Origin of the sequence: Acinetobacter sp. YH12097 (assembly GCF_013419225.1) — a bacterium.
GTDB lineage: Bacteria > Pseudomonadota > Gammaproteobacteria > Pseudomonadales > Moraxellaceae > Acinetobacter > Acinetobacter amyesii.
Genome location: NZ_VPAN01000009.1, coordinates 58,885 through 77,855, shown reverse-complemented (window position 1 = coordinate 77,855; position 18,971 = coordinate 58,885). Strand labels below are relative to the sequence as shown.

The 18,971-nt window shown below is 40.4% G+C and carries 17 protein-coding genes; 7 read left to right on the top strand and 10 right to left on the bottom strand.

The features are described from left to right. A complete protein-coding gene (locus FTU37_RS06215) occupies positions 1–1,374 on the bottom strand; it encodes a diaminobutyrate--2-oxoglutarate transaminase (RefSeq protein ID WP_168379196.1) in 1,374 nt (457 codons plus the stop codon). 484 nt (positions 1,375–1,858) lie between these two features. Between FTU37_RS06215 and FTU37_RS06210 the strand changes: the two genes are divergently transcribed. From FTU37_RS06210 to arsH, 6 genes are all read left to right on the top strand, one after another. Next, the gene (locus tag FTU37_RS06210; protein WP_180124000.1) at positions 1,859–2,560 is read left to right on the top strand and encodes an SIMPL domain-containing protein; all 702 of its coding nucleotides are present in this window, start codon (positions 1,859–1,861) and stop codon (positions 2,558–2,560) included. A 185-nt stretch (positions 2,561–2,745) separates the two neighbouring features. Then, positions 2,746–4,941: a TonB-dependent siderophore receptor gene (locus FTU37_RS06205; protein WP_180123999.1), complete on the top strand. Its 2,196-nt coding sequence runs from the start codon at positions 2,746–2,748 to the stop codon at positions 4,939–4,941. Between the two features lie 113 nt (positions 4,942–5,054). Next, the gene (locus tag FTU37_RS06200) at positions 5,055–5,384 is read left to right on the top strand and encodes a metalloregulator ArsR/SmtB family transcription factor (RefSeq protein WP_078191857.1); all 330 of its coding nucleotides are present in this window, start codon (positions 5,055–5,057) and stop codon (positions 5,382–5,384) included. Next, positions 5,381–5,854 (top strand): arsenate reductase ArsC, encoded by a 474-nt coding sequence (locus FTU37_RS06195; RefSeq protein ID WP_180123998.1) that lies wholly within the window; start codon positions 5,381–5,383, stop codon positions 5,852–5,854. Before FTU37_RS06200 ends, FTU37_RS06195 begins: the two co-directional genes overlap by 4 nt. After that, complete coding sequence (gene arsB, locus FTU37_RS06190) at positions 5,854–6,894, top strand: ACR3 family arsenite efflux transporter (RefSeq protein WP_180123997.1); 1,041 nt, start codon at positions 5,854–5,856, stop codon at positions 6,892–6,894. The genes FTU37_RS06195 and arsB overlap by 1 nt, the downstream gene beginning before the upstream one ends. Position 6,895: 1 nt before the next feature. Continuing rightward, positions 6,896–7,600 (top strand): arsenical resistance protein ArsH, encoded by a 705-nt coding sequence (gene arsH, locus FTU37_RS06185; RefSeq protein ID WP_180123996.1) that lies wholly within the window; start codon positions 6,896–6,898, stop codon positions 7,598–7,600. Between the two features lie 57 nt (positions 7,601–7,657). Here the strand turns inward: arsH and FTU37_RS06180 are convergent, their stop codons facing one another. The 4 genes from FTU37_RS06180 to FTU37_RS06165 all read right to left on the bottom strand — a co-directional run bounded on the left by FTU37_RS06180 (position 7,658) and on the right by FTU37_RS06165 (position 11,245). Then, positions 7,658–8,110, bottom strand: coding sequence for a GNAT family N-acetyltransferase (locus FTU37_RS06180; protein WP_218954644.1), 453 nt, complete (start codon positions 8,108–8,110; stop codon positions 7,658–7,660). A 157-nt stretch (positions 8,111–8,267) separates the two neighbouring features. After that, positions 8,268–9,401: a glutamate 5-kinase gene (gene proB / locus FTU37_RS06175; protein WP_180123995.1), complete on the bottom strand. Its 1,134-nt coding sequence runs from the start codon at positions 9,399–9,401 to the stop codon at positions 8,268–8,270. A gap of 40 nt (positions 9,402–9,441) precedes the next feature. Continuing rightward, positions 9,442–10,656 (bottom strand): Obg family GTPase CgtA, encoded by a 1,215-nt coding sequence (gene cgtA / locus FTU37_RS06170; RefSeq protein WP_078190204.1) that lies wholly within the window; start codon positions 10,654–10,656, stop codon positions 9,442–9,444. 214 nt (positions 10,657–10,870) lie between these two features. Further along, complete coding sequence (locus FTU37_RS06165) at positions 10,871–11,245, bottom strand: helix-turn-helix domain-containing protein (RefSeq protein ID WP_078191873.1); 375 nt, start codon at positions 11,243–11,245, stop codon at positions 10,871–10,873. Between the two features lie 115 nt (positions 11,246–11,360). On the opposite strand from FTU37_RS06165, the gene FTU37_RS06160 reads away from it, so the two are divergent. Next, positions 11,361–12,215, top strand: coding sequence for an SDR family oxidoreductase (locus tag FTU37_RS06160; RefSeq protein ID WP_180123994.1), 855 nt, complete (start codon positions 11,361–11,363; stop codon positions 12,213–12,215). A 58-nt stretch (positions 12,216–12,273) separates the two neighbouring features. Here FTU37_RS06160 and FTU37_RS06155 read toward each other — a convergent pair whose 3' ends face one another. The 5 genes from FTU37_RS06155 to rarD all read right to left on the bottom strand — a co-directional run bounded on the left by FTU37_RS06155 (position 12,274) and on the right by rarD (position 18,961). Beyond that, positions 12,274–12,954, bottom strand: a complete 681-nt coding sequence (locus FTU37_RS06155; RefSeq protein ID WP_180123993.1) for a hypothetical protein — start codon at positions 12,952–12,954, stop codon at positions 12,274–12,276. A 3-nt stretch (positions 12,955–12,957) separates the two neighbouring features. Next, a complete protein-coding gene (locus FTU37_RS06150; RefSeq protein WP_218954646.1) occupies positions 12,958–13,659 on the bottom strand; it encodes an MFS transporter in 702 nt (233 codons plus the stop codon). Between the two features lie 306 nt (positions 13,660–13,965). Then, the gene (locus FTU37_RS06145) at positions 13,966–15,423 is read right to left on the bottom strand and encodes a glyceraldehyde-3-phosphate dehydrogenase (protein ID WP_180004927.1); all 1,458 of its coding nucleotides are present in this window, start codon (positions 15,421–15,423) and stop codon (positions 13,966–13,968) included. A gap of 710 nt (positions 15,424–16,133) precedes the next feature. After that, positions 16,134–17,810 carry a hypothetical protein gene (locus tag FTU37_RS06140; protein WP_180123991.1) on the bottom strand — a complete coding sequence of 559 codons (1,677 nt, stop codon included), beginning with the start codon at positions 17,808–17,810 and terminating at the stop codon, positions 16,134–16,136. A 218-nt stretch (positions 17,811–18,028) separates the two neighbouring features. After that, positions 18,029–18,961, bottom strand: a complete 933-nt coding sequence (gene rarD, locus FTU37_RS06135; protein WP_180123990.1) for an EamA family transporter RarD — start codon at positions 18,959–18,961, stop codon at positions 18,029–18,031. Positions 18,962–18,971 lie beyond the last annotated feature (10 nt).

The window sequence follows — 18,971 nt, the reverse complement described above, 5'->3', positions numbered from 1 at the left end:
TTATGCGCCTCGGGTTGCAACAAGTGCTTCAGCAAGTGCTTTCTTGAAGCGAACGATCACCTCAATACATTCAGCTTGGTTAATGATCAATGGGCAAAGTAAACGAATGACTGTACCGTTACGACCACCTTTTTCTAACAACAATTTGTTGTTGAAACATGCTGCTTGAATTGCTGCTGCCAATTGAGAATCACCTGGTAATGAGCCCATGTGATCTGCTTTTTGACGTTCATCAACAATCTCAACACCAATCATCAAACCACGACCACGCACGTTACCAATACATGGGAATTCTACAGCTAATTTTTTAATTTCAGCTTGTAAGAAGTCACCACGCTCTTGTGCATTTTGCGCAAGATTTTGCTCTTTGATGGTTTTTATTGTTGCAAGACCAGTACCCATAGCAAGTTGGTTACCACGGAATGTACCCGTGTGACCCGCTGGTTGCCATGCGTCAAACTTACGTTTAATGCCCAATACTGCAAGTGGTAAGCTACCACCTACCGCTTTAGACATTACAATGACGTCTGGCTCAATACCTGCATGTTCAAAGGCAAACATTTTACCTGAACGTGCAAAGCCCGCTTGAACTTCATCAAGAATCAACACGATGTTGTGCTTTTCAGTCACTTCTCGGATTTTCTTTAACCATTTTACAGGTGCAGTCACCACACCGCCTTCACCTTGGATTGCTTCCAAGATTACAGCTGCAGGTTTTGTTACACCGCTTTCTACGTCTTCAATGAAGTTTTCGAAATAATACGTTAATGCGTCTACACCCGCTTCACCACCAATGCCTAATGGGCAACGGTATTCATGCGGATACGGCATAAATTGAACACCCGGCATTAAGCCGTTCACAGCATTTTTAGCAGACAAGTTACCTGTCATTGCTAAAGAACCGTGAGTCATACCATGGTAACCACCTGAGAAGCTGATTACTGAACTACGACCAGTGTAAGTTTTTGCTAATTTAATTGCTGCTTCTGTACCATCTGCACCAGACGGGCCACAGAACTGTAGACAATACTCTTCTTTACCACCAGGTAATTGCTCAAGTAGTGCTTCAGTAAAAGCATCTTTTAAAGGCGTTGTTAAATCCAAAGTATGCAATGGGAGGCCACTTGCAAGTGTATCTTGGATACTTTGAATTACCGCAGGATGATTATGGCCTAATGCCAATGTTCCTGCCCCAGCTAAACAATCGAGGTACTCTGTACCTTCAACATCGGTAACCCAACAACCTAAAGCTTTTGCTATCGCAAGTGGAAGTTTACGCGGATAGCTACGAACATTGGATTCCATCTGGCTTTGGCGAGTCAAATAGTATTCGTTAGTAGAATTAGTGGCAGGGTTTACAGAAGAAACGCTCATATCGAATTACCATCTCTGATATGGGTTGAAAGAAATAAGTCGGGTGACTTGCGGTCCTTTGACTCGGTGCTTTATGAGTTTCTAGTTAGTTTTAAGAGCTCTTTGTGTAATGGCTAACTAGACGGCGGATGATACAGACTTTTTCAATAAAATAAATCACTTTTATGATCAAATAAAAAGATAATTTAGAGAAAAAACAGATCTATGCCATGGATAACCTGAATTATCATCTTACAGTGTGACAAAACAAAGAAAACCTTTTTATTTTATGCTTTTTTACAATTTATGAATGATTATTGTAATCTTCAAACATTTACGCAATTAAGTATTGATTATTTGAAGCAATATTCATCAAGCACTGCATTTATTTTTCTTGAAAGATTTACAATCCCACCACAGATTTTCCTTTAATCCATCACAATCCCCTTTTAAGATAAGAGCATAAGCTAAATTAGTCATTCTGAAAGAAGAATAGGTCATAACAATGCGTAAAATTATCTTATCTACTGTTTTATTAGCATCCGGTCTAGGTTTGGCAGCAGCAACTCAAGCAGCCGACCCACTCAATTACAACATCGTGAACATTCAGGCGGATGCCACTCGCCAAGTGTCGAACGACCAAATGTATGCCGTTTTATATATTGAAAAATCAAATAAACAGCCGGCTGAACTTGCTACCCAAATCAACCAATTAATGACCCAAGCGGTGAACACAGCCCGTAAATACCCTGCGGTAAAAATCGAAACGGGATCTCAAAGCACCTACCCGATTTATGACAATGACAGTCGTAAATTGAAAGAATGGCGTGGTCGTGCTGAAGTTCGTTTAGAAAGTACTGACTTTAAAACTGCTAGCCAATTGGTGAGCGAGTTACAACAAAATTTCCAAACTCAATCCATCAGCTTTAGTGTGTCAGATGCACAGCGTAAAAAAGTTGAAAATGAACTCATGGTTGAAGCATCCAAAAACTTTCAACAACGTGCTCAAGCGCTCGCTCAGGCATGGAATAAATCAGGCTACAACTTGGTTAATATTAATTTAAATACCAGCAATTATGGTGGTCAGCCAGTTCCGCGTATGGCGATGATGAAAGCTGCAAGTGCCGATGCTATTCCTGAACAAGAAATGGCAGGTGGTGAATCTAAAATCACGGTCAGTGCAAATGGCTCTATCCAGTTTAAATAATTAAATTCATTTTAAGAAACCGTGCTTTAGCGCGGTTTTTTTAATTATAAAACCCACCTATTCTTTATTTAAATTAAAAAGTCTATTAGCTTAGTCAAATTCATAGTTTTAAATGATAATCATCCTTATTTAAATTTATCGCACTCAAGATTATGATACGCGCTCTCTCCATTGCTCACACTTTTATGTATAGTTCAAGCAAAAAATCTCTAAAGCTTCAAAACTTCCCGTTATTACCGCTAAGTATTGCCGTAGGTATAAGCATGGTTGCCACTATGGCTTCTGCTGCTGAAAATACAGATACCGCGCAAGCTGATGTTTTACCGACCATCACCATTGAAACTCAAGGGAACTGGCTGGAAAACGCCAATGAAAAAAAGGTGCAAAAGCATGCCGGTGCGCGGACCATCATTGACCGTAAACGATTAAACGAAAGCGCAGCAACATCACTAAAAGATGCGTTACGCCAAGTTCCCGGCGTTCAGGTTCAAGAAAATAATGGTACTGGCGGTAGCGATGTTTCATTAAATATTGGCGTTCGAGGATTAACCTCTCGCCTCTCTCCACGTTCAACCGTGTTGATCGATGGCATACCAATGTCATTTGCACCGTATGGCCAACCACAACTTTCGATGGCGCCTGTTTCGTTAGGAAATATAGAATCTGTTGATGTAGTCCGTGGTGCAGGTTCTGTTCGTTTTGGGCCACAAAATGTCGGCGGTATTATCAACTTTGCCACACGTAGCATTCCTGAAGACTTTAAAGGTGCCGTGGCATTAAACTCTGAATATGCAACTGGTACGGATCAGGTAAAATTAAGTCCTAGTCTGTTTGTTGGTGGAACATTTGATAATGGTTTAGGTCTTGCCTTGCTTTATTCAGGTACTAAAGGCAACGGTTATCGTGAAGCGAACAATAAAAATGACATTGATGATGTCATGTTAAAAACCGCTTATGACATAACAGATCAAGATAAAATAGCGTTAAATTTCCATCACTACGATGGTACAGGTGAAATGCCTGAAGGTTTAAGTGCTGCTGAATTCAAAGCAAATCCATATCAAACGTCGCATTATCGTGACTTTTTCACTGGCCGTCGTTCAGATGTATCCCTACGTTATACACATAAAGATGACACGAACAACTTTGAACTTTTAAGTTATTACATCGATTCATTCCGTACCAGCAACCTTGAATCTACTTTAGCCAATGGCAATCATCGCTTAGATACCTCACCACGTGATTATAAAGTCTTTGCCATTGAGCCACGTTATTCACGTAGCTATAGCTTAGGAAGTACGCTGAATGAAGTGACTGTCGGTTACCGTTATATGGACGAAGAGAGCACCGAGTTCGCAGGCCGTACTGAATACGCAGCAGATGCAGAACCTGGTCAGTTTATAGCACGTACCCGTAGTGCGGGTGGCACCAAAGCACACGCTGCTTATATCGATAACCGTATAGAACTGGGTAAATGGAATATTACACCCGGCGTTCGTTTTGAATCGATTGATACGCAAAACAGTTTTAGTGCCTATAAAAATGGCGTATTACAAAATACTGTTCATCCATCGATCCAATCTGACGAATTTTTGCCAAGTTTAGCTATCCTGTATAAAGCAACAGACCATTGGAATTTCTTTGCCAATGCCGGTGTCTCTTTTGGTCCACAGCAATATAACCAGTTAGCAACAACGCAAGGTACTACAGCGGTCACCACCTTAGATGGCTTACATCCTGAAAAGTCTAATAACTATGAAATTGGTACCAAATATTTAGGCAATGGTTTGAGTGCTGAATTGACTGCGTTTTATCTAGATTTTGACAAAGAACTGATTTTAGAACGTGATGCTGCAAACAATGGCATTTGGACTGACCTCGGTGCTACAAGTCATAAAGGGATCGAAACCGGTTTTAGCTATGACTTTGGACATTTAGCTGACAATCTCGAAGGCTTAAAAGCCTATGGTAATTACACCTATACCAAAGCGGTTGCTGAAGCAGGTAACTTTAAAGGTAAAGATTTGCCCTTCTATTCACAAAATGTCGCAAACTTTGGCTTAGGTTATAAATATGATGCTTGGTCCATCAATGCCGACATGTATGCTCAATCTAAACAGCGTGCCCCAGGTAACCAAGATTCAGGGATCTACCAAACAGAAGAAACGGCAAATGGTAAACTGGGCGATATTCCAGGCTATTCAACTTTTGCTGTGCGTACAGGCTATGACTTTGGCGGTTCGCTACAAGAGGTTAAAGTTGCTGCTGGTATTAAGAATGTCTTTGATAAACAGTATTTCACCCGTTCATCAGATGCAACCGGTGGTAAATATATCGGTCAACCACGTACCTTCTTCTTACAGACGTCGTTTGACTTTTAAACTGGTCTAAATATAAAAATCCCACCGCGTGTGGGATTTTTATTGAAGAATACATATGGACATCCATATATTCATATGTAAAGATATATGCAAATCCATATATACAGAAAAACATGGAACAGACTGAATTTTTCAAATTACTTGCAGATGAGACTCGTCTGAACATCATCATGCTGTTGGCATGTAAAGGTGAACTCTGCGTCTGCGAACTCACTGAGTCCCTTGAATTAAGCCAACCCAAAATTTCACGTCATTTGGCATTACTGCGTTCATCAGGTGTGCTGAGTGATCAACGTAAAGGTCAATGGGTCTATTACTCCATTCACCCTGCACTGCCTACTTGGTGTACACAAATACTTGATGTCATGCGTCACCAAGAACGATTTAAAGATCTCGATTTAAACTCTCCGAAAGGCACTACCACATTGTGTGAAACGCTATGAATTTTTTATTTCTATGTACTGGCAATAGCTGCCGCAGCATTTTATCCGAAGTACTTTTTAACCAGCGTGCCCCTGAAGGTTTCCGTGCTTATAGCGCAGGCAGTAAACCTTCAGGACAAGTCCACCCATTTACCTTAAAAACCCTACATAACCTCAATCTACCGACTGAGGGCTTGTCGAGTAAAACCATCGCAGCATGTGAACAGTACCAACCCGATGTGGTGATTACCGTCTGTGGTTCTGCCGCTCAAGAAGCTTGCCCAATTTACTTAGGCTCAGCCATCAAAGCACACTGGGGCTTAGAAGATCCTTCCCATTTAGAGCTTGCAGATGACATCAAACTTGCAGCTTTTCTTGATACCGTGGCGCATATTAACCGCCGTTTAGATGCTTTATTTACGCTCGATATTACGCAATTAAGTCGCGAAGAACTCAACCAAGAAATCCAAAAAATTTCAGAGATCCAATAATGGCTGCTGCAAAACTGTCATTTCTAGACCGCAATCTAACGCTATGGATTTTTATCGCAATGGGGCTAGGCATTGCGATTGGCGTGTATATTCCTAGTGCTTCAAGAGCTTTAAATCAACTCAATATTGGTGATGTCAATATTGCGATTGCCATTGGTTTAATCCTGATGATGTATCCACCTTTGGCGAAAGTGGATTACAAAGCGCTGCCTGAAGTGTTTAAAGACAAACGCACCCTATACCTTTCACTGCTTCAAAATTGGTTAATCGCACCTTGCCTGATGTTTATTTTGGCTATCGTGTTTTTACAACACTACCCTGAATACATGACCGGTTTGATTCTGATTGGTTTAGCACGTTGTATTGCAATGGTTCTGGTTTGGAATGATTTAGCTTGCGGGGATAACCAATACGTTGCGGCTTTAGTGGCATTTAACAGTATTTTCCAAATTGCATTTTTTAGTACCTACGCATGGTTCTTTTTGAGTTTTTTACCGCCATATTTTGGTATCGAAGCACAAGTGATCCAAGTCAGCTTTTGGACCATCACACATGCAGTATTGGTGTATCTAGGTATTCCCTTCCTGCTCGGTTTCCTTACGCGTGCCATATTGGTAAAACACAAAGGTCTGGATTGGTATAAAAATCAATTTATACCCAAAATCAGCCCCATCAGTTTAATCGCATTACTCTTTACCATTGTGGTGATGTTTAGCCTCAAAGGTGCAGATGTCGTAAGCCTTCCAATGGATGTACTGCGTATTGCCATTCCCCTCACGATCTACTTTGTGGTGATGTTTTTCATTAGCTTTTTGATGAGCAAATGGATGGGTAATAATTACGCCAAAACCACTGCCATATCCTTTACCGCAGCGGGTAATAATTTTGAACTTGCCCTCGCTGTTGCCATCGCCACCTTTGGTATTGCATCTCCGATTGCATTTACCACGATTATTGGCCCATTGGTTGAAGTCCCTGTGCTAATTGCATTAGTGAGTGTATCGCTATGGTTAAAACGAAAATGGTATAAAGAGAACTAAAATGAAGCTCCCCAATATTCAACTAGATCTACTTGAAACACCGCGTTTTGAACAAGTTCAAGCTAAAGCACTTGAACATCCGCCACGCATTCTGCTGCTATATGGCTCTAACCGTGAACGCTCATTTAGCCGTTTAACGGTATTGGAGGCGGGTCGAATCCTTGAACATTTTGGTGCGGAAGTCAAAATCTTTCATCCTAAAGGTCTTCCACTGCCTGAAGATGCTGAAACCTCACATCCCAAAGTTCAGGAATTACATGAATTACTTGCATGGTCTGAAGGCATGGTTTGGTGTTCGCCAGAACGACATGGTGCGATAAGTTCTATCTTGAAAGCACAAATTGATTGGATTCCTTTAGCGTCAGGTGCCATTCGTGCTACTCAAGGTAAAACGCTGGCGTTAATGCAAGTCAGTGGTGGTTCGCAATCTTTTAATGCTGTTAACCAAATGCGCATCCTTGGGCGTTGGATGCGGATGATCACGATTCCAAATCAATCTTCCGTTGCAAAAGCATTTTTAGAGTTTGATGAAAATGACCGCATGAAACCTTCCTCCTATTACACTCGCATTGTCGATGTAATGGAGGAACTATATAAATTTACCCTACTCACACGTGGCCAATCTGCCTACCTCACAGATCGCTATTCTGAACGAGTTGAAAGTGCGGAAGAGCTCTCTAAACGGGTTAATCAAAAGAACCTTTAATGAAAAACTCCTGCATCTGTGCAGGAGTTTTAGTCTAAAAATTTCATCAACTTTAACTTAAGCCAATAATTTATAAAATAATGTCGTTGAATCTATTGTACCCGTATGGCTCAATGCAAATTGCGGAATGATCCCAGCTTTTATATAGTTAAATTTTTCATACAGCCTTTCAGCGAAATCGCCTGTACGCGTATCAAGTACGAGTAATTTCAAGTTCAAGTGTTTTGCTTGATCTTCTGCAAGTGTTAATAGTTGATAAGCTACTCCTTGCTGACGTACCTTTGGATACACCATAAGTTTTTCAATCTCAGCACGATGCAGCGCATTGGCTTTGGTGGCACGAACCAATTGTACTGTGCCCACAATTTCACCGCTTTGTAGCGCCGCCCACAAAAAGGTTTTATGCTTTTGAATATCCTTTGTCACAGCAGACAAATATTCATCATAGTGCGACTTAGATTCTTTAGCTAAAAAACCCAGTGATGCACCATCTTGCACACATTGTGCCAATAATTCGCACAGTTGAGCCTGCTCATCTTTTAGATCTTGAAGGTTTAAATATTAAATTTAGCTCATATTATTTTCCTCTTATTTCTATTTTTATCGTTATATTCAAATGACATGCCATAAAAAATCCCGCTCGGAAGCGGGATTTTGATCTTTCAATTTAGTAAATTGACATATGATTGCGATGGATCATTTCAAGTGATCGGGCTTCCCCTAAAACTTGATGAACTTTATCTGAGGCCAAACCTTTAACGATTTCTGCCGAACGTGAACTGAAGTTTACACGACCAACGGCAACTCGATGACCTTGTGTATCGACACATTCCACCACATCACCACGTTCGAAATGCCCTTCAACCGCTTTCACACCGACAGGTAATAAACTGCGGTGATTATCACGAATGGCTTTGATTGCACCATCATCAATCACTAAACGACCTGCTGTTTGTAAATGTGCAGCTAACCATTGTTGATGGGCTGTGACACGGTCATTATCCGTAATGAATAAGGTACCGAGTAATTCACCGGCCATCACACGTGAAAGTACATTGTCGCTATCGCCGCTCGCAATGACTGTTGGACAACCTGACTTGGCTGCCAAACGTGCCGCACGAACTTTGGTCAACATACCGCCACGACCGAATTTACCGCCGCCGCCAGCCATATCGAATAATGATTCATCCATTGCACGTACTGTATGAAACAGTTTTGCGTCTGGATTGGAACGAGGGTCAGAGTCGAACATGCCTTCTTGGTCAGTTAGAATCACCAAGAGGTCTGCATGAACCTGTCCAGCCACCATAGCTGCCAAAGTATCGTTATCACCAAAGCGAATTTCATCTGTCGAAACAGTGTCATTCTCATTGATGACTGGAATGACACGCCAGTCGATCAAGTGTTGCAACGCATCACATGAGTTTAAATAGCGACGACGGTCTGCCAAGTCATCATGCGTTAACAACACTTGCGCTGTGCGTATCGAACGTTGTTCTAATACGCTAGACCAAGTATGAATTAAGCCCATCTGACCAATGGCAGCACAAGCCTGTAGACTGGGTAGATCTGTGGGTCGGTTGTCCAAATTCATACGAACCATCCCTTCAGCCACAGCACCGGAAGACACAAGAATGATCTCGTGTCCTGCATTGTATAGTTCTGCAATTTGTCCCGCCCAATGCGAGATTGCATCCAGATCTAACCCTTTTCCGTTTGCTGTGAGTAGTGATGATCCGATTTTAACAACGATACGTTTACAACCCTTGAGCTGACGTTGCCCATCTACCACTTCTATCATCTTGTCCTCAGACTTGTTTGCTTTGACACTTATTCAGCAATTAACGTACGTAGTACGATTCTGCCTCATCATCACCGTCTTCAAATTCATCATCAAAGTCTTCACCTTGACCTGCCAGACGTTGTTGACGACGCATTTCACGATATGCTTCTTTCGCAGCAAGCGTTTGCTCACGTGTTTCAGCTTCAAGCTGATCCCGGAACGCTTTAACTTCTGCAGCATATTCAGGATCTTCCGTTTCGCGTTCGCGCTGTTCTTCAATTTGATCCATCAGGTAGTACACAACGTCTTTAGTACCTTCAAACGTTAAACCTGAAGTTTTGAATACAGGGCCTTTCCACTGTAACTCTTCGAGAATGTGATCACACCATTCATCACGCGTTTCAGCCGCCAATTGGTCTACTTTATTGAGTACCAATACAACAGGTAATTTTGAAAGTGTTGGGGAGAATTTTTTCAACTCTTCCAAAATTGCTTTTGCATTGTACGCAGGGTCAGAACCATCAATCGGTTGAACATCTACAATGTGTAATAAAATACGTGTACGCGCCAAGTGTTTCAGGAATCGAATACCTAGACCTGCACCTTCTGCAGCCCCTTCGATTAGACCCGGAATATCCGCCATTACAAATGAGCGGTGACTATCGGCATCAACCACACCTAGGTTTGGCACCATAGTGGTAAATGGATAATCTGCAACTTTTGGTTTCGCTGCTGAAACTGCACGGATAAAGGTTGATTTACCCGCATTTGGCATACCCAACAAACCAACGTCTGCGAGTACTTTTAATTCAAGACGAATTTCACGATATTCGCCTTTTGAGCCGTGTGTACATTTACGTGGAGAACGGTTTGTTGAAGATTTGAAGTGAGTATTACCCAAGCCACCTTCACCACCTGCTGCCACTAACACACGCTGACCGTCAGCCACTAAGTCGCCGATGATATCGCCAGATTCTGTATCTACAATTGTTGTGCCCACTGGAACGAGCAATACGGTATCTTCACCGCCACGGCCTGAGCAGTTCGCTCCACGACCATTTTTAGCACGTTCTGCACGGAATTTACGTGTATAACGATAATCTACTAGGGTACTTGTGTCGTTGTCGGCTTGAACGTATACGTTACCGCCACGACCACCATCACCACCATCTGGACCACCAAATGGTACGAATTTTTCACGGCGAAAACTGGCTACGCCATTGCCACCGTCGCCAGCCTCTACGGTAATGACTGCTTCATCAACAAAGCGCATGTTTGCCAATCCTCTAAAAACTTTAAAACCGCTTATTCTGCCATATTTTAAAGAATTTCTCGAACAATATTATTCAGCAATACTATAAATTTCATTCATCTTGGTGCTGATGCAAATTTTTTAGGAAAATCCGCACCTCGCTCGAAAATCTTTAGCTCATCATCAAAATACCTTTGATAAATGGCAAACGAATTTCACTCCCCATTTCTGAAAGCTATTTACGTGCATTTTCCTTGGCTTCAATAATTTCAGGCAAGGTTCGTTCAACCCAACCAATCAGATGCATTAACTTTTCTGCAGCCTGCGAGCCCATTAAAGTCAGTTGATATTCAACTTTGGGTGGCACAACTGGATAGACTGTCCGTAAGATAAAACCATCTTGCTCGAGCATTTTCAGCGTTTGAGCCAGCATCTTTTCGCTCACCCCTTCGATCCGCTGCTTAAGTTCACTAAAACGGTGTACCCCTTCAGTCAAACAACGCAAAACTAATACTGACCATTTATTGGTGAGATGTTCCAATATTTCTCGAGATGGACAATCAGTGGATAAAACTTGACCTAATAATTTACTTGTAGCGTATGTGTTCATTAAATCTTTCCTCAAAGTCACTAACTTACTTTTTGGTACGTACTTACATTTAGTAAGTTAACAGATTAAGATTCAACCATCAAGATCATTTATTCAACAATCAGAGGGTTTAAATATGAAAATCGCAATTACAGGTGCAACAGGTCAACTAGGCCAATTGGTCCTTCAATTTTTATTGAAAGAAACCGCGGCCAACAACATCATCGCTTTAGTTCGCTCACCAGAAAAAGCAGCATCTCTACAAGCTCAAGGCATCGAACTTCGTCATTTTGACTATGATCAACCAGATACACTGGTTCCTGCACTACAAGGTGTCGATAAATTATTACTCATTTCTGCCAATGAAATTGGTCGTCGTACTCCACAACACAAAGCCGTAATTGATGCTGCAGTAGATGCGAAAGTTCCATATCTTGCTTATACCAGCCTGTTACGTGCTGATACATCGCCATTGGGTTTATCTCAAGAACATCGTGAAACAGAAAGTCTGATTCAAGCTAGTGGTTTAACCTATACCTTCTTACGAAATAACTGGTATGTCGAAAACTATCTTGCCGCTGTAGGGCATGTGGTTGAAACAGGTACCTTATTTGGTGCAGCAAAGGATGGAAAAATTAATGCAGCGACACGTGCTGACTATGCTGAAGCTGCTGCAAAAGTACTTACAAGCTCTGGTCATGAGAATAAAACCTATGAACTTGCAAGCTCAGACAGTTTCACATTGGCACAGCTTGCTGAAACCCTACAGCAAGTTTCAGGTCAAAAGGTCCACTATCAAAATTTAACTGCAGAAGACTACACACAAGGTTTATTACAAGCTGGCTTACCTGCTGGTCTTGTAGATGTAATCGTCGATGCTGATATCAATAGCATTGACGGTGCAATGCAAAGTGATCGTAAGGACTTGGAACAGTTACTCGGCCACCCAACCACTACTCTACACAGTGCTGTTGAAGCTGCTTTAAAATAAGATCGAACCATCAAAAAAGCCCGAATTGATTCGGGCTTTTTTTTGAGTTAAATCTAACTTATGGATGTACATTTTTTATCGGCAAATCCATGTTCAACTCTAAATTTGCCTTGGTATTACGCTCTGCGTTGTACATCGTGGCATTAAAGGTTGCAATTTTTCGCATGGTCATCGGGTCATTAAGTTTTAGTTGTGGTGCAAACTGATGTACCACATGCAAATCAACTTTTTCATTAAACTCAAAATACACAGGACCATTAAAATTAATTCGAATAGGAATGTTATAGGTTCTTTTCAGATGAAAAGGCACATCTAACTTAACAGGAATGTCCATTTTTAACGGAAATTTCGGCACGAGTTTATTTTTAATCACCAAATCCGTGGTCGCCTCAAGCGGAATCGTCTGGTTAATTTGAATATTGGTGGAATAATCAATATCCACTGAGATCGGAACCTCTACACTAAACTGCAAATCTGCCAGATATTTTCCCTTTAATGGTAGTTGCAGCTTCCGATCTAAAGCAATCTGCGTATCCAACGTCCCGATAGACTGCGTTTGCAAATAATTGCCTACTGAAATTTTGGTGGGTAGTGAATGCGACAATTGAATATCAGCATTTTTTGCACGTACTTGCATCGACGCATAAATATTTAAATACAACCAAAATAACACCGCAACCAATAACGCAACTGCGATAAAACTTAAAATGATGCGTTTCGCCGATTGAAATATCCACATGGCTTAGTCCTGAGCTTTCGCTTCAGTTTTGGCATGCTCTCTGTTGAGTCGCATTGTTTTTAGTGGAATGACTAATTCGCCTTTTTTAATTTGAACGGGCAACGTATTTTGCACATCCACTGTCGCTTTTAATGCCGTCTTAATTGGAACATTCAAATTACCTTCAATAGGAATATTGGTTTTTAACTTTGCATTCAGTGGAATATGTAGGTTTTCTTTCAGCACGGTTTTGACTGGTGCATCAAATTTTAAATGTACTTTTTGCTCCAAAGGCACATTCATATTCACTGGAATATCCAATTGAATTGGGATATCACCTTTGAGTGGCAAAGTCACATCTTGCCCCATGACTTTAACTTTTACGTTGGTATTCACAGGAAGGTTTTGATTCACTTTCAAAGTTTCACGCACTGGAATCGTGGTCTTGATCGGAACATGATTATCAAAATACACTCGTGGTGTCAGCGTTTGAGTTAAGGGAATATTTAAATTTTCATGTATCGGAATTTCAGCATTCACCCGCCCTGTCACATCCACATCCAAGGCATCATGAATTTTGACTTCGGCTTGTAATGGCTCTTGCAGGTCGATATTGACGTTTTGATTTTCTAGTGGGATATAAATATTAAAGTGCTTAAACACCCAAATGGCGATGAGTACACCACAGAGTGCAGCAAACACAATAAATGCCAATCCACTGAGCATGTGCTTTGCTTGCAAACTAAATTCCTTTTGCTTTTTTATTTTTACAGCTTTATTTTGAACACATTACCCAAACCAGTTTGCAATTTTTTGTATTTATTTCTTTAATAATTTCATTAACTTAAAACTTGAATATTTTAGTCGGCTTTTCATTATAAATGACTCGCACTCATCTAACAGTGGCAGAAAAAACAAGACATTTTGATGCTTTTGATCAATCCACCCATCGTCTATGCCTTAAGCTATTCATCCCTGCTCATTAGATAAAAAAAAGAGCCTCAAATGAGGCTCTTTTTTAGCTTTCACAAATTATGCATTCGTTTCAGCAGGAATTTTTGGATAGCTTACGCCACCCATTTGTTCCGCAATACGCAATACTTGGCAGCTATAACCTACTTCGTTATCGTACCAAACATAAGCAGTTAAACGGTTACCAGAAGCGATTGTCGCTTGAGCGTCAAATACACCTGCGGTACGTGAACCGATAAAGTCAGACGATACAACTTCAGTTGAGTTTGTATAACCGATTTGACCTTGAAGGTTAGAGTTGATTGAAATTTGGCGAATGTATTCATTCACTTCTTCACGATCAACATCTTGACCTAAAGTAAGGTTCAAAATTGCAAGAGATACGTTTGGAGTAGGTACACGTACTGAGTTACCAGTCAATTTACCTTGAAGCGCAGGAAGTGCTTTAGCAACAGCTTTAGCAGCGCCTGTTTCAGTAATAACCATGTTCAATGTTGCAGCACGGCCACGACGGTCAGCTTTATGGTAGTTGTCGATTAAGTTTTGGTCGTTCGTGAACGAGTGAACTGTTTCAACATGACCATTGATCACTGTGTACTTGTCGTTTAACACTTTAAGTGTTGGTGTGATCGCGTTTGTTGTACAGCTTGCAGCAGAGATGATTGTATCTTCATCAAGGATGTCAGCTTGGTTCACACCGTATACAACGTTCTTCATGTCACCTTTACCAGGTGCAGTTAGAATTACACGTGCAGCGCCAGCGCATTTAAGGTGCTGTGCAAGACCTTCAGAATCACGCCATTTACCTGTGTTATCGATTACAAGTGCATTGTTAATACCGTAAGCAGTGTAATCAACTTCAGATGGGTTAGACGCATAGATCACTTTGATGAAGTTACCGTTAGCAATGATTGCTTCGTTTTCTTCATCAACAGAAATCGTACCTGCGAATGGACCATGAATAGAGTCACGACGTAACAAAGACGCACGTTTTTCTAAGTCACCGTCAGATGATTTACGAACAACGATTGCTTTAAGGTTAAGACCACGACCTAGACCAGATTGGCTGATCATCAAACGTGCAAGGATACGACCAATACGACCGAAACCGTAAAGTACAACATCACGGTTTTCAACGTTAGTTGCATTGCCTTCGAGTGATTTCACAGCGTCAGCAACGAATGCGTCAACATCACCGCCTTTTTCTTTGAACTCAACAGCAAGTTTGCCAAGATCAATTTCAGCAGTACCGATGTTTTCGATTTTCGCTAAAGCTTCAAGAATTGGGAAAGTGTTCACAACTGAAAGTTCAACGTCAAGTACGCGAGTACGACGATGCGCTTTAAGAATTTGGATAACCGAACGGTTAATTAAAGAACGACCGTATACTGTAGCTACGATGTTTTTTTCACGATATAACTGACCCACTAGGGCAATCATACGTTCCGCGATTTCTTCACGGTTTTTCCAGCGACCTTGGTGCTCTGCATGTAGGGCAACGATAGTGTCTTTGCTCACAGATACGTCCTCTAATTAATTGTAAATCTAAGCATAAATTTCAAAACCCCACAATTGTAATGGAAAACTGAAAATTAATGAATCTAAAAGCAGATTTCGACAAGGTTATTTTGTTATATATTCACTATCAATTTTCAAAATAATCATGATTAGTATTATGATTTTATAGCCGAAAGTTGAAAAACCGGCTTTTTCGCAGATTTTTGTCACAAAATTTCAAATGTAGTTTTATCAACCAGATCTCTGCATATTTAGCTCAAAGATTAACGAATATTTATATTTTTCAAATTGCGGTGTTTTTTTATTTTGCTCAATTTATAGTATTTTTACTGATGTTAAGCTCGTAATAATAATTTCACATTTTTAAATGATTTTTATGACTATTCGACGGAGTCTTACATCGAAGGTTTGAATAAAGGGTTTAGCCTTCAGTTGGAGGTACTCTTACGAAACGTTGTGTCTCATTTGGCAAAATGAGAAGCGTGCTTCGTAAGGAAACCATCTTGCGGAGCAATGCACCTCACCGACAAAACTCGTTCACTACCGTCAATTTATTCAAAGTATCGCAAAAACATTTTTTATTAGAAGTAACCCTGTCTCAGACAATTGCGGATGACATTACCGCGTATCGTTCTTTTATTTGAATCAAATTACGCCTCTAATGTTACTGCCTAAAATTATTTAAAGTCAGATCTATATTTAAAATTCAGTTAATTTTTCAGATTCTCAGCAAATTTTTCCAGATTAAAATCAAAGAAATTTACACTCAGCTCAAATACTTTCGGTAGTGCATTTAAACCATTCTCTCCAGCACTAATCGCAAAATATCTCCGATCACTAAAAGACTGCACCTTTAAGGCATTTTCACATGGCTCAAAATCGAGATTGACGAGCTGTGACGCATGTTCCTTTAGCAACATTAAAACCTGCATATAAGTTTGTCGCTTTTTTTGCTGCTGCGCTTTTAAAGCATCGGCTTCAAGGCTTTCATAATCCCCTGTTTTCGTCATGCGTTTGGAAAATCCAACATGCGCGCCATGGGTACCCATATTTTCTACAGTTGCTTCTGTAGCAAAGATCTTCTGTTGATCATCGACCGGCTGCAAGAGCGCTTTCAACGCCGTATGAATTTGCTGTGACTGCTGATGATGTAACTCCCAATCATCTTCATTTTGAACATGAAAAATGTGCGTACGCCGTTTCAACAAAAGCACCTGCCAAGCCTGTAGTTGAAGTCGCAGTCGCTTTAACTCCAAACTTGCCTCAAACTTAGGGCAACTACTCAAGACGTTTAGACTCGTGATGAGCTTCTGAGATATTTGCATGCTATGGAAAAAGACAAAATCATGCTGTATCTGCTCACTCAGTTGATATTGAACAGTCTGATGTAAGGGCTTCAATATCAATGTATTGAACTGCTGCTCAAAAGCAGGTAAAACCGTCGCTAATTGAGTAGCATCCTCTACATGCAGCATTAAAAGTAGATGCTTATCTAACCGTGTATAAAGTTGCTGCATTAAATTTTGCAGATTTAAATGTATAAAACCTGCAATAGATGCCAGCTTAGAGACTTGAATTTTTAATTGTTCTATCTGCTGATTTTCTAAAGCAGTAGTTAAATCTATGGCCACCCCATCAAAAACGTCGTCTGCTAAGGCCTCATTATGCTTTGTCGATAAAAACCGAGTTGCTGAATACTGCGTCGTCCAATCTAAATCAGGCGACAAAATATAAATAAACTCAGATGTTTGTACAATTTGTAAATATCGCGTTTTTTGTTCACGCTTTAAATAGTATTTAAAAATCGGATGTTGCCAAACCTCAGATGATTTCGGGATAGAAGCATCAAAAACTTGCCCCAACACATGTGACTTTAAGAAAATTTCGATCAAGAAAATTTTGACTTGCTGAGCAGTGAGTTGACGTGCATCACTCGACGCAATCAAATCCATTTCACGAATGATTTGTGCGGCATTTAAAATAAAATGCCGATGTAATACGTTTTTTTCATGCTGTAATTCAAAATCTTCTTCGGCATCTATTTCATTGATATAGGCTAGGTTTTCTTCTAATTTTTGCGCAACTTGAATACTCATTGTCAATATTCGAAGTTCTTCGAGCTGTGTTGCCAAATACTGTGCATGCTCACGCATGACATCATATTTTAGTACTTTCATCAGCATGCCCAAATTCATCGGTACATCAAGATGATACGACTGTGATGAAGACTCCCAACGAATTCCTTTTTGCAATAACACCTGCTGTATCTGCGCTAAATTGGATTGATCAAGGTCAGTACATATTTCAGACACGATACTCCGCCAATGCTGATCCAACACAGGCTCTAGCTGTAAAAGTTTAGTGCTTAGATGAAATGGGACAACCACTGACTGCTTCCTGTATCTTGGTTCTTTAATCAATCTTTTATCGATTTCAGTTTATTTTTATCTAAAATAAATATTTTTGTACACCATCATCCAATGTTGTTCTTCCTAAACAATAAATTGAATCATGGCGTGTTTTAATTTTCTAAGTTTAAGATTTTCTTAAAAAACAGCAAGCGTTAATTGTGAACTGATCAATTTATCGTACCAATATTCTCAGTCTAAGAATCGATTCTATCATTTAACGCTTTTACATTTTTAGCTAGCGCACGTTCATTTTGCTTTTGTTTAAACAGATGTAAGATGCCTTCTATTACCAATAACAACACTGCACCCCAAATTGGAATATAAGTTAGCCATTCTTCGGCTTCTACTCGCTCCCCTAATGCGATCGATGCAAAGGCTAACAACACGGGTTCTAAATAACTCAACAAACCAAATATCACAAATGGCAGATAACGACTCGCCAACATATAGCTACCTAAGCCAAGCGCACTCAGAAAACCAAGTCCTAAAACCGCCAAAATCAGATACGGGAATAACGACATTAGCTCTAAACTATCGCTATGAATAAATCCTAAATAAAAGGCTACAGGCAAAATTAAGCAAAGATCCCACCAAAAACCACCCAAATGATCGGTTTTAAAGGTACGACGTAAAAAGAAATAAATCGGATAAGCCACAGCGACATAAACAGTTTCCCACGCGATACTGCCAATACGCCAAATTTCATGGCCGACACCTAAAATTGCCAGTGCCACGGCAGCCATCTGCCATTTAGAAAGTTTTTCTTTATACAGCACACATCCGACCAGAACCATCACTAAAGGCAGTAGAAAATATCCCAAAGAAACTTCTAGTCCACGGCCATTAATCGGCCCCCACAAAAACAACCAAAGCTGTGTAGTACATAAAAAAGAACTGATGATTAACCAAATCAGAAAAATCGGCTGCTTAACCACTCGCCAAAAAATTTCACTGACTTTGTTTAAATCTTTCATCCACCACATAAATAGCGTTAAAAATGGTAAGGTCGCTAACATGCGCCATGCAAATGTTTGCTCGCTATCTAGAGGTTTTAAAAAGATGGTAAAGAAATACAAAATACCAAAAGTGACCGATGCCAATACAGACAATGCAACGCCTTTATACATCTTTCACTCC

Excerpts from the sequence above, each read along its gene's own strand:
- FTU37_RS06215 (WP_168379196.1), bottom strand. The coding sequence starts at position 1,374 with ATGAGCGTTTCTTCTGTAAACCCTGCCACTAATTCTACTAACGAATAC.
- FTU37_RS06210 (WP_180124000.1), top strand. The coding sequence starts at position 1,859 with ATGCGTAAAATTATCTTATCTACTGTTTTATTAGCATCCGGTCTAGGT.
- FTU37_RS06205 (WP_180123999.1), top strand. The coding sequence starts at position 2,746 with ATGTATAGTTCAAGCAAAAAATCTCTAAAGCTTCAAAACTTCCCGTTA.
- FTU37_RS06200 (WP_078191857.1), top strand. The coding sequence starts at position 5,055 with ATGGAACAGACTGAATTTTTCAAATTACTTGCAGATGAGACTCGTCTG.
- FTU37_RS06195 (WP_180123998.1), top strand. The coding sequence starts at position 5,381 with ATGAATTTTTTATTTCTATGTACTGGCAATAGCTGCCGCAGCATTTTA.
- arsB (WP_180123997.1), top strand. The coding sequence starts at position 5,854 with ATGGCTGCTGCAAAACTGTCATTTCTAGACCGCAATCTAACGCTATGG.
- arsH (WP_180123996.1), top strand. The coding sequence starts at position 6,896 with ATGAAGCTCCCCAATATTCAACTAGATCTACTTGAAACACCGCGTTTT.
- proB (WP_180123995.1), bottom strand. The coding sequence starts at position 9,401 with ATGATAGAAGTGGTAGATGGGCAACGTCAGCTCAAGGGTTGTAAACGT.
- cgtA (WP_078190204.1), bottom strand. The coding sequence starts at position 10,656 with ATGCGCTTTGTTGATGAAGCAGTCATTACCGTAGAGGCTGGCGACGGT.
- FTU37_RS06165 (WP_078191873.1), bottom strand. The coding sequence starts at position 11,245 with ATGAACACATACGCTACAAGTAAATTATTAGGTCAAGTTTTATCCACT.
- FTU37_RS06160 (WP_180123994.1), top strand. The coding sequence starts at position 11,361 with ATGAAAATCGCAATTACAGGTGCAACAGGTCAACTAGGCCAATTGGTC.
- FTU37_RS06155 (WP_180123993.1), bottom strand. The coding sequence starts at position 12,954 with ATGTGGATATTTCAATCGGCGAAACGCATCATTTTAAGTTTTATCGCA.
- FTU37_RS06150 (WP_218954646.1), bottom strand. The coding sequence starts at position 13,659 with ATGCTCAGTGGATTGGCATTTATTGTGTTTGCTGCACTCTGTGGTGTA.
- rarD (WP_180123990.1), bottom strand. The coding sequence starts at position 18,961 with ATGTATAAAGGCGTTGCATTGTCTGTATTGGCATCGGTCACTTTTGGT.